Here is a 13,506-nt window from a genome sequence, read left to right as displayed (position 1 = left end):
ACCAATAGCCGTAAACCGTCGGAGAACGCAGTGAAAATTCTGGTTGATGAAAATATGCCGTACGCGGCCGAGCTGTTCAGCCGCCTGGGCGACGTGCAGGCGGTGCCGGGGCGTCCGATCCCGCTTGAGGCGCTGGCGGATGCCGATGCGCTGATGGTGCGTTCGGTCACCAAGGTCAATGAAGCCCTGTTGGCCGGCAGCCGCATCGGCTTTGTCGGCACCGCCACCGCCGGCACCGATCACGTCGATGACGCCTGGCTGCAACGGCAGGGCATCGGGTTTTCCGCCGCGCCGGGCTGCAACGCCATCGCGGTGGTCGAGTATGTGTTCTCCGCCTTGATGCTGCTGGCCGAACGCGACGGCTTCCACCTGCGGGATAAAACCGTCGGCATCGTCGGCGTGGGCAACGTCGGTTCCCGCCTGGACGCGCGCCTCAAAGCGTTGGGCGTGCGCACGCTGCTGTGCGATCCGCCGCGCGCCGATCGCGGCGACGCCGGGGAGTTCTGGCCGTTGGAGAAGCTGGTGGCCGAGGCCGATGTGCTGACCTTCCATACGCCGCTGAATAAATCCGGCCCATACCATTCGCTGCATCTGGCGGATGCCGACCTGCTGGCGGCGCTGCCGGACAACCGCATTCTGATCAACGCCTGTCGCGGGCCGGTGGTGGATAACGCCGCGCTGCTGCAGGCGCTGGAAAAGGGCAAAAAGCTGAGCACGGTGCTGGACGTGTGGGAACCGGAGCCGGACCTCGCCTTGCCGCTGCTGGCGCGGGTGGATATCGGCACCGCGCACATCGCCGGGTATACGCTGGAAGGCAAGGCGCGCGGCACCACCCAGGTGTTCGAAGCGTTCAGCCGCCATCTGGGGCAGCCGCAGCAGGTGGCGCTGGCCTCGCTGCTGCCGACGCCGGAGTTCAGCCAGATCCGCCTCAACGGGCCGCTGGATGAAGCGCGGTTAAAACGATTGATGCACTTGGTGTATGATGTGCGCCGCGATGATGCGCCATTGCGCAAAGTCGCCGGGCAACCGGGCGAATTCGATCGCCTGCGCAAGCACTACCAGGAGCGCCGCGAGTGGTCTTCGCTGGCCGTGCAATGCGATGACAGCGCCAGCGCCGAGCTGCTCGGCAAGCTGGGCTTCAGCGTGGCGTAGGGCGTAAGGTTGTCTTAAGCCAACGCCGCTACAGTGAGCGGTAAAGATTATCGGGCGGTGATTGCACTGCCCGTGTGCTTTTATGAATGAAATACTCTGGAGAAAACCCGATGTCTGACGGCTGGAATATCGCGCTGCTCGGCGCCACTGGCGCGGTAGGTGAAGCGTTGCTGGAATTGTTGCAGGAACGCCAGTTCCCGGTGGGTGAGCTCTATCCTCTGGCAAGCGAACGCAGCGCGGGCGCCAATGTGCGCTTCAACGGCAAGTCTCTTCTGGTGCAAAACGCCGAAGAGTTCGACTGGTCGCAGGCGCAGCTGGCCTTCTTCGTCGCCGGCAGCGACGCTTCCGCGCGCTATGCCGAAGAAGCCGGCAACATGGGCTGCCTGGTGATCGACACCAGCGGCCTGTTCGCCATGGAGCCGGATGTGCCGCTGGTGGTGCCGGGCGTTAACCCGCAGGTGCTGGCGGATTACCGTAACCGCAATATCGTGGCGGTGGCCGACAGCATGGTCAGCCAACTGCTGACGGCGATCAAACCGCTGACCGAACAGGCGGGGCTGTCGCGTCTGCACGTCACCACGCTGATGTCGGTATCGTCGCGCGGCAAGGTGGCGGTGGACGACCTGGCCGGCCAGAGCGCGCGCCTGCTGAACGGCATTCCGGCCGAGGAAGGCGTCTTCGGTAAACAGCTGGCGTTCAACCTGCTGCCGCTTGTCGCCGACGAGCAGGGCAGCGTGCGCGAAGAGCGCCTGATCGTCGAGCAGGTGCGCAAGGTGCTGCAGGATGAAGGGCTGCCGATTTCGGTGAGCTGCGTTCAGTCGCCGGTGTTTTATGGCCACGCGCAGGTGGTGCACCTGGAAGCGCTGCGCCCGCTGTCCGCCGAAGAGGCGCGCAGCGAGCTCGAAGAGGTCGAAGACATTCAGCTGAGCGAAGAGGACGATTACCCGACCCAGGTCACCGACGCTTCCGGCAGCGATGCGCTCAGCATCGGTTGCCTGCGTAACGATTACGGCATCCCCGAGCTGCTGCAGTTCTGGACGGTAGCGGACAACGTGCGCTTCGGCGGCGCGTTGATGGCTATCGAAACCGCCGAGCGTCTGGTGCAGGAGCAGATGTACTGATGTCTGAGGTGGTCTCGCCCGCTCAGCCGACGCTGAAGGTAGCGCTGGGCATCGAATATGACGGCAGCCGGTACTACGGCTGGCAGCGGCAGCAAGAAGTGGCCAGCGTGCAGGAACGCCTGGAGCAGGCGTTGAGCAAGGTGGCGGATGCGCCGATTACCGTGCTGTGCGCCGGGCGTACCGACGCCGGGGTGCACGCCACCGGGCAGGTGGTGCACTTCGAAACCACTGCGCGCCGCAAGGACGCCGCCTGGACGATGGGGGTGAATACCCATTTGCCGCCGGATATTGCGGTGCGTTGGGTGAGCCCCGTCGCCGACGATTTTCACGCGCGTTTCAGCGCCACCGCGCGCCGCTACCGCTATATCATTTTCAACCATCGCTACCGGCCGGCGGTGCTGCAGCAGGGGGTAACGCATTTTTATCACCCGCTGGACGCCGATCGCATGCATCGGGCGGCGCAGGCGCTGCTGGGCGAGAACGATTTCACGTCGTTCCGCGCGGTGCAATGCCAGTCGCGCACTCCGTGGCGCTGCGTAAAACACGTTAAGGTTACGCGCTACGGCGAATATATTGTGGTAGATATCAAGGCGAATGCCTTTGTGCATCATATGGTTCGCAACATCGTCGGCAGCCTGATGGAGATCGGCTGTGGCAATCAGAGTGAGAACTGGATGGCCGAGTTGCTGGCGCTGAAGGATCGCAATCTGGCGGCGGCGACGGCGCGAGCCGAGGGGCTGTATCTGGTTGCCGTGGATTACCCTGACCACTTTGGTCTGCCGCGGCCGCCGATGGGGCCGCTGTTTTTGCCCGACGATTAAACGCCGGCACGCCTGAAAGCGTCGCTCCCTTGTGCTTCTGCCGGGTGATTGAAACGCCCGGCATCAATGAGAGAATTTATGGACATCATCAAGTTTATTATTGATTTCATTCTGCATATTGATGTGCACCTGGCCGAACTGGTCGCACAATACGGCATGTGGGTCTACGCTATTCTGTTCCTGATCCTGTTTTGTGAAACCGGTCTGGTGGTGACGCCGTTCCTGCCGGGGGATTCTTTGCTGTTCGTCGCCGGCGCGCTGGCGGCGTTGCCGACCAACGATCTGAACGTGCACACCATGGTGGCGTTGATGGCCGTGGCGGCGATCATCGGCGATGCGGTGAACTACACTATCGGGCGATTGTTCGGCGAGAAGCTGTTCAGCAACCCGAATTCGAAAATTTTCCGCCGCAGCTACCTGGACAAGACGCATCAGTTCTATGAAAAGCACGGCGGGAAAACGATTATTCTGGCGCGATTCGTGCCGATCGTGCGTACTTTTGCGCCGTTCGTCGCCGGTATGGGGCATATGTCCTATCGCCACTTCGCCGCCTACAACGTGATTGGCGCACTGGTTTGGGTGCTGCTCTTCACTTATGCTGGCTACCTGTTCGGCGATCTGCCGGTGGTGCAGGAGAACCTGAAACTGTTGATCGTCGGGATCATCATCGTTTCGATTCTGCCGGGGGGGATTGAAATTTGGCGCCACAAGCGCGCGGCCGCCCGCCAGCAAAAACAGTAAAAACATCGCTTAACCTGTCGGTTCGACCAGTTTTTTGTCCACAGCGTCGGGCCGATATGGTTTAATGAGCGACATTATGGTCTGTTCCTGCGAACAACCCTGAAGCCGATGCCTCAGTCGCCGCGCTTGCCGCGCCGCGAACGGGCATTTTTTCATTGGGGTGTTTTCGGGGGGATTGTTAAAGCATGAACAGCGGACTGGCGTGTGCCAGGTTCAAACAGAAAGGTCATCGATGAGCTGGATTGAACGAATTCTTAACAAGAGCAATATCACACAAACCCGTAAGGCGAGCATTCCTGAAGGGGTCTGGACTAAATGCGACAGCTGCGGCCAGGTTCTCTACCGCGCCGAGCTGGAGCGGAATCTGGAAGTGTGCCCGAAGTGCGACCACCACATGCGTATGGGCGCGCGCGCGCGTCTGCATACCCTGCTGGACGAAGGCAGCGAAGTGGAGCTGGGCAGCGATCTGGAGCCGAAGGACGTTCTGAAATTCAAGGATTCCAAGCGCTATAAAGATCGTCTGGTCGCCGCACAGAAAGCGACCGGCGAGAAAGACGCGCTGGTGGTGATGAAGGGCACGCTGTACGGTATGCCGATCGTCGCCGCGTCCTTCGAATTCGCCTTCATCGGCGGCTCTATGTCTTCCGTGGTCGGCGCGCGTTTCGTGCGTGCGGTTGAGCAGGCGCTGGAGGACAACTGTCCGCTGGTGTGCTTCTCCGCCAGCGGCGGCGCGCGTATGCAGGAAGCGCTGATGTCGCTGATGCAGATGGCGAAAACCAGCGCGGCGTTGGCCAAAATGCAGGAGCGCGGCTTGCCGTATATCTCCGTGCTGACCGACCCGACCATGGGCGGTGTCTCCGCCAGCCTGGCGATGCTGGGCGATATCAATATCGCCGAGCCGAAAGCGCTGATCGGTTTTGCCGGCCCGCGCGTTATCGAGCAAACCGTGCGCGAGAAACTGCCACCAGGCTTCCAGCGCAGCGAGTTCCTGATCGAAAAAGGCGCGATCGATATGATCGTTCGCCGTCCGGAAATGCGCCAAACGTTGGCGAGCATTCTGTCCAAGCTGACCAACCAGCCGCAGCCGCATTTCGATGAGGCCGCGCCGGTTATTGAGCCGGAGCAGCAGGCCGACGCCTGAGGCAAAGACAGATCCCGCCCGGGTTCAGCCGCCACTTTGTGGCTAAGTGACGGCTGATGCCCGCTCTCTGCCGGCCGTAGCCTATCCGCTGCGGTTGGCAGGCTGGCGGCAGTCACGAAGCGCATCGCCTTTACCGCGGTGAGGGTGGTGCCCTGATGGATTAATGAACCCAAGTTCAGTGATGGGACTCATGCAAAACCACCAAATTCCCCAAGCCACGTCGCCATTGAGCTCGTGGCTTTATTATCTGGAACGTCTGCACAGCCAGGCGATCGAACTCGGCCTTGAGCGCGTACAGCGCGTCGCGGCGCATCTGGATTTACTGACCCCCGCACCCACGGTGTTCACCGTTGCCGGCACCAACGGCAAAGGCACCACCTGTCGCACCCTTGAAGCTATTCTGTTGGCCGCCGGCCTGCGCGTCGGCGTCTACAGCTCGCCGCATCTGGTGCGCTATACCGAACGCGTGCGCATTCAGGGGGAAGAGCTGAGCGAAGCGGAGCACAGCCGCTCGTTCGCCGCCATTGAAGCCGGCCGCGGCGAAACGTCGCTGACTTATTTCGAATTTGGCACCCTGTCGGCGCTGCAGCTGTTCAAACAGGCGCGGCTCGACGTGGTGATCCTGGAAGTGGGCCTGGGCGGGCGCCTCGACGCCACTAACATCGTCGATCCGAGCGTGGCGGTGATCACCAGCATTGCGCTCGATCACACCGACTGGCTGGGCAACGATCGCGAAAGCATCGGCCGTGAAAAGGCCGGTATTTTTCGCAGCGGCAAACCGGCGGTGGTCGGTGAACCCGACATGCCGGACAGCATTCGCCAGGTTGCCGAAACGCTGGGCGCGCCGCTGTTTCGCCGTGGTGAAGCCTGGTGCTTCAGCGAGCAGGGCGATCGCTGGCAGTGGCAGGGCGGTGACACGCTGCTGACCGATCTGCCGACGCCGAACGTACCGCTGGCCAACGCCGCTACCGCGTTGGCGGCGCTCAACTGTTCTCCGCTGGAAATCGACGAACGCGCGATTTTCACCGGCCTGCAGCAGGCGACGCTGCCGGGGCGTTTCCAGATCGTGCGGCGGGAGCCGACGCTGATCCTCGATGTGGCGCACAATCCGCACGCCGCCGGCTATCTGGCCGGGCGTCTGGCCAAACTGCCGCGCAACGGCGGCAAGGTGCGCGCGGTGGTGGGCATGCTGTCGGACAAGGACATCGCCGGCACGCTGGCCTGCCTGAGCGAGCAGGTGGATGAATGGTACTGCGCGCCGCTCGACGGGCCGCGCGGCGCCAGCGTCGAACAGCTGGCGCAACATCTGACGGAACCGCGCCGCTTTAATGATGTCGAAACTGCCTGGCGGCAGGCTATGCAGGATGCTGATAAACAGGATATTGTGATCGTCTGTGGATCGTTCCACACCGTGGCGCAGGTGATGGCGGCGTCAGACGAGATGCGGGGAGTGTGAGTGGCGAGTAAATTTCAGAACCGACTGGTCGGAACCGTGATTCTGGTGGCGCTGGGGGTGATCATCCTGCCAGGGTTGCTGGACGGCAAAAAGAAGCATTACGAGGATGAATTCGCGGCCATTCCGTTGGTGCCGAAGGCGGGCGACGTCGAAGAGAACGACGTGCTGCCACCGGTGACGCAACCGTTGCCGGCGCAACCGCCGGAAGGGGCGGGCGCGCTGGTCGAACAGCAGGCGGCCAATGAAGCCGCGGCGCAGCAGGCTGCGCGGCAGAATGCTCAGCAGCCGGCGCAGGTGGCGCCGCCGCCGGTCGAAACGCGTCCTCAGCCGGTGCCGCAGCCCAAGCCGAAACCGGTAGAAACCAAACCGGTGGAAGTGAAACCGAAACCGGCGCCGCAACCGAAACCGGTGGAAGTGAAGCCGGCACCGAAGCCGGAGCCGACGCCGAAACCTGAACCGACGCCGCAGCCGAAACCGGCGGAAGAAAAAGCGCCGGCCGGGCAAGCCTACGTCGTGCAGCTCGGGGCGTTGAAAAATGCCGCCAAGGCGAACGAGATTGTCGCCTCGCTGCGCCTCTCGGGCTATCGCGCCTTTACCGTGCCGTCAACGCCGGTGCAGGGGCAGATCACCCGCATCTACGTCGGCCCGGATGCGTCCAAGCAGAAGCTGCAGGCGGCGCTGCCGTCGCTGAACTCGATCAGCGGGCTGAGCGGGCAGGTGAAGCCGTACGGCCGTTAAACCCCGCAGGGGCGCAGCACGATGCGCCCCTGAATTAAGGAGTGGTGGAGAGAAAGCGAGAAAAACCGCGCCTTTTACAGGCGAAATCACCTATGTAGGCGCGGCGATTGGGAATTTTTTGATCGCCGCTTTTTATTTGTAACGTGGTAGGAAATCCCCTACGCAAACGTTTTCTTTTTCTGTTAGAATTCGCCGCGAATTGGATGCAGGGGCGATTCATTATTGGAATAGTTCATGGTCTGGATTGATTACGTCATTATAGCGGTGATTGGATTTTCGGCTCTGGTGAGCCTGATCCGAGGGTTTGTTCGCGAAGCATTGTCACTTGTGACATGGGGATGTGCGTTTTTTGTTGCCAGCCATTTCTACTCTTACCTTGCGGTCTATTTCACTCGTTTTGAAGATGAACTGGTGCGAAACGGCATCGCGATCGCGATTTTGTTCATCGCGACCTTGATCGTAGGGGCTATTGTTAACTATGTGATTAGCTCACTGGTAGAGAAAACCGGGTTGTCGGGCACCGACCGCGTGTTGGGCATCTGCTTCGGCGCGCTGCGCGGAGTGTTGATCGTCGCGGCGATCCTGTTCTTCCTGGATACCTTTACCGGCTTCTCACAAAGCGCCGACTGGAAACAGTCGCAGCTCATTCCCCAGTTCAGTTACGTCATCAGGTGGTTCTTTGACTACCTGCAGAGCACGTCGAGTTTCTTGCCGACCCAATTGCCGGGGCGGTAGCGCTGATGAGGAAAAGACAACATGTGCGGTATTGTCGGTATCGCCGGTTTCATGCCGGTAAACCAGTCGATTTATGATGCGCTGACGGTGCTTCAGCACCGTGGCCAGGATGCCGCAGGCATCGTCACCATTGACGCCCACAACGGGTTCCGTTTGCGTAAAGCCAACGGCCTGGTGAAGGATGTGTTTGAGGCGCGCCATATGCAACGTTTGCAGGGCAACATGGGCATTGGCCATGTGCGTTACCCGACGGCCGGCAGCTCGAGCGCCTCTGAGGCCCAGCCTTTCTACGTCAACTCGCCGTTCGGCATTACGCTGGCCCACAACGGCAACCTGACCAACGCCCATGAGCTGCGCCAAAAGCTGTTCGAAAGCGGCCGCCGCCATGTCAACACCACTTCCGACTCGGAAATCCTGCTGAACGTGCTGGCCAGCGAGCTGGATCGCTTCCCGCACTACCCGCTGGAGGCCGACAACATCTTTACCGCGGTCGCCGCGATGCATCAGCAACTGCGCGGCGCTTACGCCTGTGTGGCGATGATCATCGGCCACGGCCTGCTGGCGTTCCGCGATCCGAACGGCATTCGCCCGCTGGTGATCGGCAAGCGCACGCTGGAGGATGGCCGCAGCGAGTACATGGTGGCTTCCGAGAGCGTGGCGCTGGATACCCTGGGCTTTGAGTTCCTGCGCGACGTGGCGCCGGGCGAAGCGGTGTACATCACCACCAAGGGCCAGCTGTTCACCCGCCAGTGCGCAGAGAACCCGAAAACCAACCCGTGCCTGTTCGAATACGTCTATTTCGCTCGCCCGGACTCCTTTATGGACAAGATCTCGGTCTACAGCGCCCGCGTGCGCATGGGCCAGAAGCTGGGTGAGAAGATTGCCCGCGAATGGGAAGATCTGGACATCGACGTGGTGATCCCGATCCCGGAAACCTCCTGCGACATCGCGCTGGAGATCGCGCGTATTCTCGAGAAGCCATACCGCCAGGGCTTTGTGAAGAACCGCTACGTCGGCCGCACCTTTATCATGCCGGGCCAGCAGGCGCGTCGTCAGTCGGTGCGCCGCAAGCTGAACGCCAACCGCGCCGAATTCCGCGACAAGAACGTGCTGCTGGTGGATGACTCCATCGTGCGCGGCACCACCTCGGAGCAGATCGTCGAAATGGCGCGCGAAGCGGGCGCCAAGCGCGTCTATCTGGCTTCCGCCGCGCCGGAAGTGCGTTTCCCTAACGTCTACGGCATCGACATGCCGAGCGCCAACGAACTGATCGCCCACGGGCGTGAAGTGGATGAAATCCGCCAGATCATCGGCGCCGACGGGCTGATCTTCCAGGACCTGGACGATCTGATTGAAGCGGTGCGCGAAGAGAACCCGGACATCACCCAGTTCGAATGCTCGGTATTCAACGGCATCTACGTGACCAAAGACGTCGATCAAAGCTATCTGGAATACCTGGAGTCGCTGCGCAGCGACGACGCCAAGGCGCTGCGAGGGCAAACCGAAGCGGAAAATCTGGAACTGCACAACGAAGGCTAACCGGCCGCGTTGATTACTCGGGGGGCATCGCCGCGTCTGCGGCGGTGCGCCTTGCTCCTGTGAACTTGCTTATCCCTCGCCATTACGGCAAAGTCTGCCTGATCTTACTTTTTACGGCAGAGGCCATTTTCCATGAAACGACTCATCATCGGCATTTCCGGCGCCAGCGGCGCGATCTACGGCGTGCGCCTGTTACAGGTTTTGCGCGACGTCGCAGAGGTGGAAACCCATCTGGTGATGAGCAACGCTGCACGGCAGACGCTGGCTCTGGAAACGCCGTACAGCCTGCGTGAAGTGCAGGCGCTGGCCGACGTGGTGCACGATGCGCGCGATATCGCCGCCGCCATCTCCTCCGGCTCTTTCAAAACCCTGGGTATGGCGATCCTGCCATGCTCGATCAAAACCCTGTCCGGCATCGTCAACAGCTACAGCGACGGGCTGCTGACCCGCGCCGCCGACGTGGTGCTCAAAGAGCGCCGCCGTTTGGTGCTGTGCGTGCGGGAAACGCCGCTGCACCTTGGGCACCTGCGGCTGATGACGCAGGCAGCGGAGATGGGCGCGGTGATCATGCCGCCGGTGCCGGCGTTTTACCACCAGCCGAAAAGCGTGGAAGACATCATCGATCAGACCGTCAATCGGGTGATCGATCAGTTTGATATCGAACTGCCGGCCGATCTGTTCACCCGCTGGCAGGGCGCTGATTAACATTTTCATCCCCAAATTGGTACATTTGTGCAACACCGCACTGAATTAGGGCGGCGCATGCACCATAATGATCCCACTTCATCACGTTCACTGTTTCATGGCGCCGCCTTATCGCGGCTGCCAGTGGCGCGGCCCCGAGCGGCCGATTTAATTTTGCGGTTATCGTCCCAGGAAACAGTATTGTGAAGGCCGGAGCCGTTCCCTCCGCCCGTAGCACCTAATGTGGCACGATTACTGCAAATTGATTTGGTGGGGAAAAGTAATGCCCGTAGTGGCATCAAAAAAATCAATTTGAGGGTAATTTATGAAAAAGCGGGTTTTGATTTTGCCGTTAGTTCTGGCTTTGAGCGCCGCCAGCAGCGCCTTTGCCGCCATTCCTTCCACGCTGAAGATTGGCACCGATCCGACTTACGCACCGTTTGAATCCAAAAACGCCAAAGGCGAATTGGTTGGCTTTGACATCGATTTGGCCAAAGAGCTGTGCAAACGCATCAATACCCAATGCACCTTCGTGGAGAGCGACTTCGACGCGCTGATCCCATCCCTCAAGGCGAAGAAAATCGACGCCATCATCTCTTCGCTGTCCATCACCGAAAAACGCCAGCAGGAAATCGCCTTTACCGACAAGCTGTATGCCGCCAACGCGCGTCTGATCGCGCCGAAAGGATCCAAGCTGTTGCCTACCGTGGACGCCCTGAAAGGCAAGAGCGTGGGCGTGTTGCAGGGCACTACCCAGGAAGCCTACGCCAACGCCATGTGGCAGCCGAAGGGCATCACCGTCGTGCCTTACCAGAACCAGGATCTGGTTTACGCCGATTTGGCTTCCGGGCGTATCGACGCCGCCTTCCAGGATGAAGTGGCGGGCAGCGACGGCTTCCTGAAACAGCCGCCGGGCAAAGACTATGCGTTCGCCGGCGAATCGGTGAAGGATGACAAGTTCTTCGGCGTCGGCACCGGCATGGGGCTGCGCAAGACCGATACCGAGCTGAAAGCGGCGCTGGACAAAGCCTTCGCCGAGATGCGCAAAGACGGCACCTACGACAAATACGCGAAAAAGTACTTCGACTTTGACGTCTACGGCGGGTAATCCGCTTACCGTTCCATGCTGTGACTGCGGGGCCGGCGTGCCGGCCCCGATGGTTCGGATCCTAGACCACAGGGTGAAGTAGATGCTGCAAGGCTATTCCCAACTGATTTTCGAGGGGGCTCTGGTGACGCTGGAGCTGGCCCTCAGTTCCGTGCTGCTGGCGGTGGTGATCGGCCTGATCGGCGCCGGTGGCAAACTGTCTCATAACCCCTTTATCTCCGGCCTGTTCGGCGCCTATACCACGCTGATCCGCGGCGTGCCCGATCTGGTGCTGATGCTGCTGATCTTTTACGGTCTGCAAATCGCGCTGAACAATATCACTACGCTGCTGGGCTTCGCGCAGATCGATATCGATCCGCTCGGCGCCGGCATCATAACCCTCGGCTTTATCTACGGCGCTTATTTTACCGAGACCTTCCGCGGCGCTTATCTGGCGGTGCCGAAAGGGCAGATCGAAGCGGCGACGGCCTATGGCTTCAGCGGCGCGCAGATCTTCCGGCGCATTCTGTTCCCGGCGATGATGCGTTTTGCCCTGCCGGGCATCGGCAACAACTGGCAGGTGATCCTGAAGGCGACGGCGCTGGTGTCGATCCTTGGCCTGAACGACGTGGTCAAAGCCACGCAGCTGGCGGGGAAAGGCACCTATCAGCCGTTCTTCTTCGCCATCGTGGCCGGCGTGGTGTATCTGGTCTTCACTACCGTTTCCAACGGCGTGCTGCTGTGGCTTGAACGGCGTTACTCACTGGGCGTCAAGAGGGCCGAGCTATGATCGATATCCTGCAACAGTACTGGCAGTCGCTGCTGTGGAGCGACGGCTATCGCTTTACCGGCGTGGCGATCACGCTGTGGCTGCTGATCGCTTCAGTGGTGATGGGCGGGCTGCTGGCGATCCCGATGGCGGTGGCGCGTGTGTCTTCCCTTCGCTGGGTGCGTTTCCCGGTGTGGCTCTACACCTATGTGTTTCGCGGCACGCCGCTGTACGTGCAGCTGCTGGTGTTCTACTCCGGCATGTACAGCCTCGAGATCGTGCGCGGCAGCGAGTTTCTCAATGCGTTTTTCCGCAGCGGGCTCAACTGCACCATCCTGGCGCTGACGCTCAACACCTGCGCTTATACCACCGAGATCTTCGCCGGGGCGATCCGCTCGGTGCCGCACGGTGAAATCGAGGCCGCCAACGCCTACGGTTTCTCGCGCTTCAAGATGTATCGCTGCATCATTTTGCCTTCGGCGCTGCGCACCGCGCTGCCGGCTTACAGCAACGAGGTGATCCTGATGCTGCATTCCACCGCGCTGGCGTTTACCGCCACCGTGCCGGATCTGCTGAAGATCGCGCGCGATATCAACGCCGCGACCTATCAGCCGTTCTACGCCTTCGGCATCGCGGCGGTGCTGTATCTGATCATCTCCTACGTGTTAATCAGCCTGTTCCGCAAAGCTGAGAAACGCTGGATGGCACACGTTAGTCACTGATAAATGACGGGAAGAAAACCATGTCTGAGAATAAATTAGCCGTCACGGAACTGCACAAACGCTATGGCGACCACGAAGTGCTGAAGGGCGTCTCGCTGGCGGCCAACGCCGGGGATGTGATCAGCATCATCGGCTCCTCCGGCTCCGGCAAAAGCACCTTTCTGCGCTGCATCAACTTCCTTGAGAAGCCGAGCGAGGGTTCGATCAGTCTGAACAACGAAGATATTCGCATGGTGCGCGACAAGGACGGCCAGCTGAAGGTATTCGACAAGAAGCAGCTGCAGCTGCTGCGCACCCGTCTGACCATGGTATTCCAGCACTTTAACCTGTGGAGCCACATGACGGTGCTGGAGAACGTGATGGAAGCGCCGGTGCAGGTGCTGGGGCTGAGCAAGGCCGACGCGCACGAGCGCGCGGTGCGCTACCTGGACAAAGTGGGCATCGACGAGCGGGCGCGCGGCAAATACCCGGTGCACCTGTCGGGCGGCCAGCAGCAGCGCGTCTCCATTGCCCGTGCATTGGCGATGGAGCCGGAGGTGCTGCTGTTTGACGAACCGACGTCGGCGCTGGATCCCGAACTGGTGGGCGAGGTGCTGCGCATCATGCAGAAGCTGGCGGAGGAGGGGAAAACCATGGTGGTGGTGACGCACGAAATGGAATTTGCGCGCCACGTTTCGAACCACGTGATCTTCCTGCACAAAGGGTTGATCGAAGAGCAGGGCCCGCCGGCCGAGCTGTTCGGCAACCCCAAAAGCCCGCGCCTGCAGCAGTTCCTGTCCGGCGCGTTGAAGTAACCTCAG

The 13,506-nt window shown here is 60.8% G+C and carries 14 protein-coding genes; all 14 read left to right on the top strand.

Features of this window, described 5'->3' with window-relative positions:
- The first annotated feature begins 30 nt into the window (after positions 1 to 30).
- The 14 genes from pdxB to hisP all read left to right on the top strand — a co-directional run bounded on the left by pdxB (position 31) and on the right by hisP (position 13,500).
- The gene (gene pdxB / locus ACOWVD_RS16765) at positions 31 to 1,152 is read left to right on the top strand and encodes a 4-phosphoerythronate dehydrogenase PdxB (RefSeq protein WP_049241860.1); all 1,122 of its coding nucleotides are present in this window, start codon (positions 31 to 33) and stop codon (positions 1,150 to 1,152) included.
- 110 nt (positions 1,153 to 1,262) lie between these two features.
- Positions 1,263 to 2,273 (top strand): aspartate-semialdehyde dehydrogenase, encoded by a 1,011-nt coding sequence (locus ACOWVD_RS16760; RefSeq protein WP_049241858.1) that lies wholly within the window; start codon positions 1,263 to 1,265, stop codon positions 2,271 to 2,273.
- Positions 2,273 to 3,094, top strand: a complete 822-nt coding sequence (truA, locus tag ACOWVD_RS16755; protein ID WP_049241855.1) for a tRNA pseudouridine(38-40) synthase TruA — start codon at positions 2,273 to 2,275, stop codon at positions 3,092 to 3,094. Before ACOWVD_RS16760 ends, truA begins: the two co-directional genes overlap by 1 nt.
- A gap of 78 nt (positions 3,095 to 3,172) precedes the next feature.
- Positions 3,173 to 3,835 (top strand): DedA family protein, encoded by a 663-nt coding sequence (locus ACOWVD_RS16750; RefSeq protein ID WP_049241852.1) that lies wholly within the window; start codon positions 3,173 to 3,175, stop codon positions 3,833 to 3,835.
- 232 nt (positions 3,836 to 4,067) lie between these two features.
- Positions 4,068 to 4,976: an acetyl-CoA carboxylase, carboxyltransferase subunit beta gene (accD, locus tag ACOWVD_RS16745; protein ID WP_004936126.1), complete on the top strand. Its 909-nt coding sequence runs from the start codon at positions 4,068 to 4,070 to the stop codon at positions 4,974 to 4,976.
- A 190-nt stretch (positions 4,977 to 5,166) separates the two neighbouring features.
- Positions 5,167 to 6,432 carry a bifunctional tetrahydrofolate synthase/dihydrofolate synthase gene (folC, locus tag ACOWVD_RS16740; protein ID WP_004936124.1) on the top strand — a complete coding sequence of 422 codons (1,266 nt, stop codon included), beginning with the start codon at positions 5,167 to 5,169 and terminating at the stop codon, positions 6,430 to 6,432.
- A complete protein-coding gene (gene dedD, locus ACOWVD_RS16735; protein WP_049241850.1) occupies positions 6,433 to 7,170 on the top strand; it encodes a cell division protein DedD in 738 nt (245 codons plus the stop codon).
- Positions 7,171 to 7,404: 234 nt separating this feature from the next.
- On the top strand, positions 7,405 to 7,905 hold the full coding sequence (cvpA, locus tag ACOWVD_RS16730) for a colicin V production protein (RefSeq protein WP_004936119.1): 501 nt from the start codon (positions 7,405 to 7,407) through the stop codon (positions 7,903 to 7,905).
- A 21-nt stretch (positions 7,906 to 7,926) separates the two neighbouring features.
- Entirely contained in the window at positions 7,927 to 9,444 is a 1,518-nt protein-coding gene (purF, locus tag ACOWVD_RS16725; RefSeq protein ID WP_004936117.1) for an amidophosphoribosyltransferase, read from the top strand.
- 132 nt (positions 9,445 to 9,576) lie between these two features.
- Positions 9,577 to 10,149 carry a UbiX family flavin prenyltransferase gene (locus ACOWVD_RS16720; protein WP_004936112.1) on the top strand — a complete coding sequence of 191 codons (573 nt, stop codon included), beginning with the start codon at positions 9,577 to 9,579 and terminating at the stop codon, positions 10,147 to 10,149.
- A 304-nt stretch (positions 10,150 to 10,453) separates the two neighbouring features.
- Positions 10,454 to 11,236 (top strand): histidine ABC transporter substrate-binding protein HisJ, encoded by a 783-nt coding sequence (gene hisJ / locus ACOWVD_RS16715; protein WP_004936109.1) that lies wholly within the window; start codon positions 10,454 to 10,456, stop codon positions 11,234 to 11,236.
- Between the two features lie 82 nt (positions 11,237 to 11,318).
- On the top strand, positions 11,319 to 12,005 hold the full coding sequence (locus ACOWVD_RS16710; protein WP_015378590.1) for a histidine ABC transporter permease HisQ: 687 nt from the start codon (positions 11,319 to 11,321) through the stop codon (positions 12,003 to 12,005).
- On the top strand, positions 12,002 to 12,706 hold the full coding sequence (locus ACOWVD_RS16705; protein WP_015378589.1) for an ABC transporter permease: 705 nt from the start codon (positions 12,002 to 12,004) through the stop codon (positions 12,704 to 12,706). The genes ACOWVD_RS16710 and ACOWVD_RS16705 overlap by 4 nt, the downstream gene beginning before the upstream one ends.
- A gap of 20 nt (positions 12,707 to 12,726) precedes the next feature.
- A complete protein-coding gene (gene hisP, locus ACOWVD_RS16700; RefSeq protein WP_004936098.1) occupies positions 12,727 to 13,500 on the top strand; it encodes a histidine ABC transporter ATP-binding protein HisP in 774 nt (257 codons plus the stop codon).
- Positions 13,501 to 13,506 lie beyond the last annotated feature (6 nt).

It is taken from the genome of Serratia sp. SA088, from assembly GCF_049065515.1.
GTDB classification, from domain to species: Bacteria; Pseudomonadota; Gammaproteobacteria; order Enterobacterales; family Enterobacteriaceae; genus Serratia; species Serratia nematodiphila.
The sequence above is the reverse complement of the archived record's forward strand: the minus strand, read 5'-3'. Positions and strand labels throughout refer to the sequence as shown.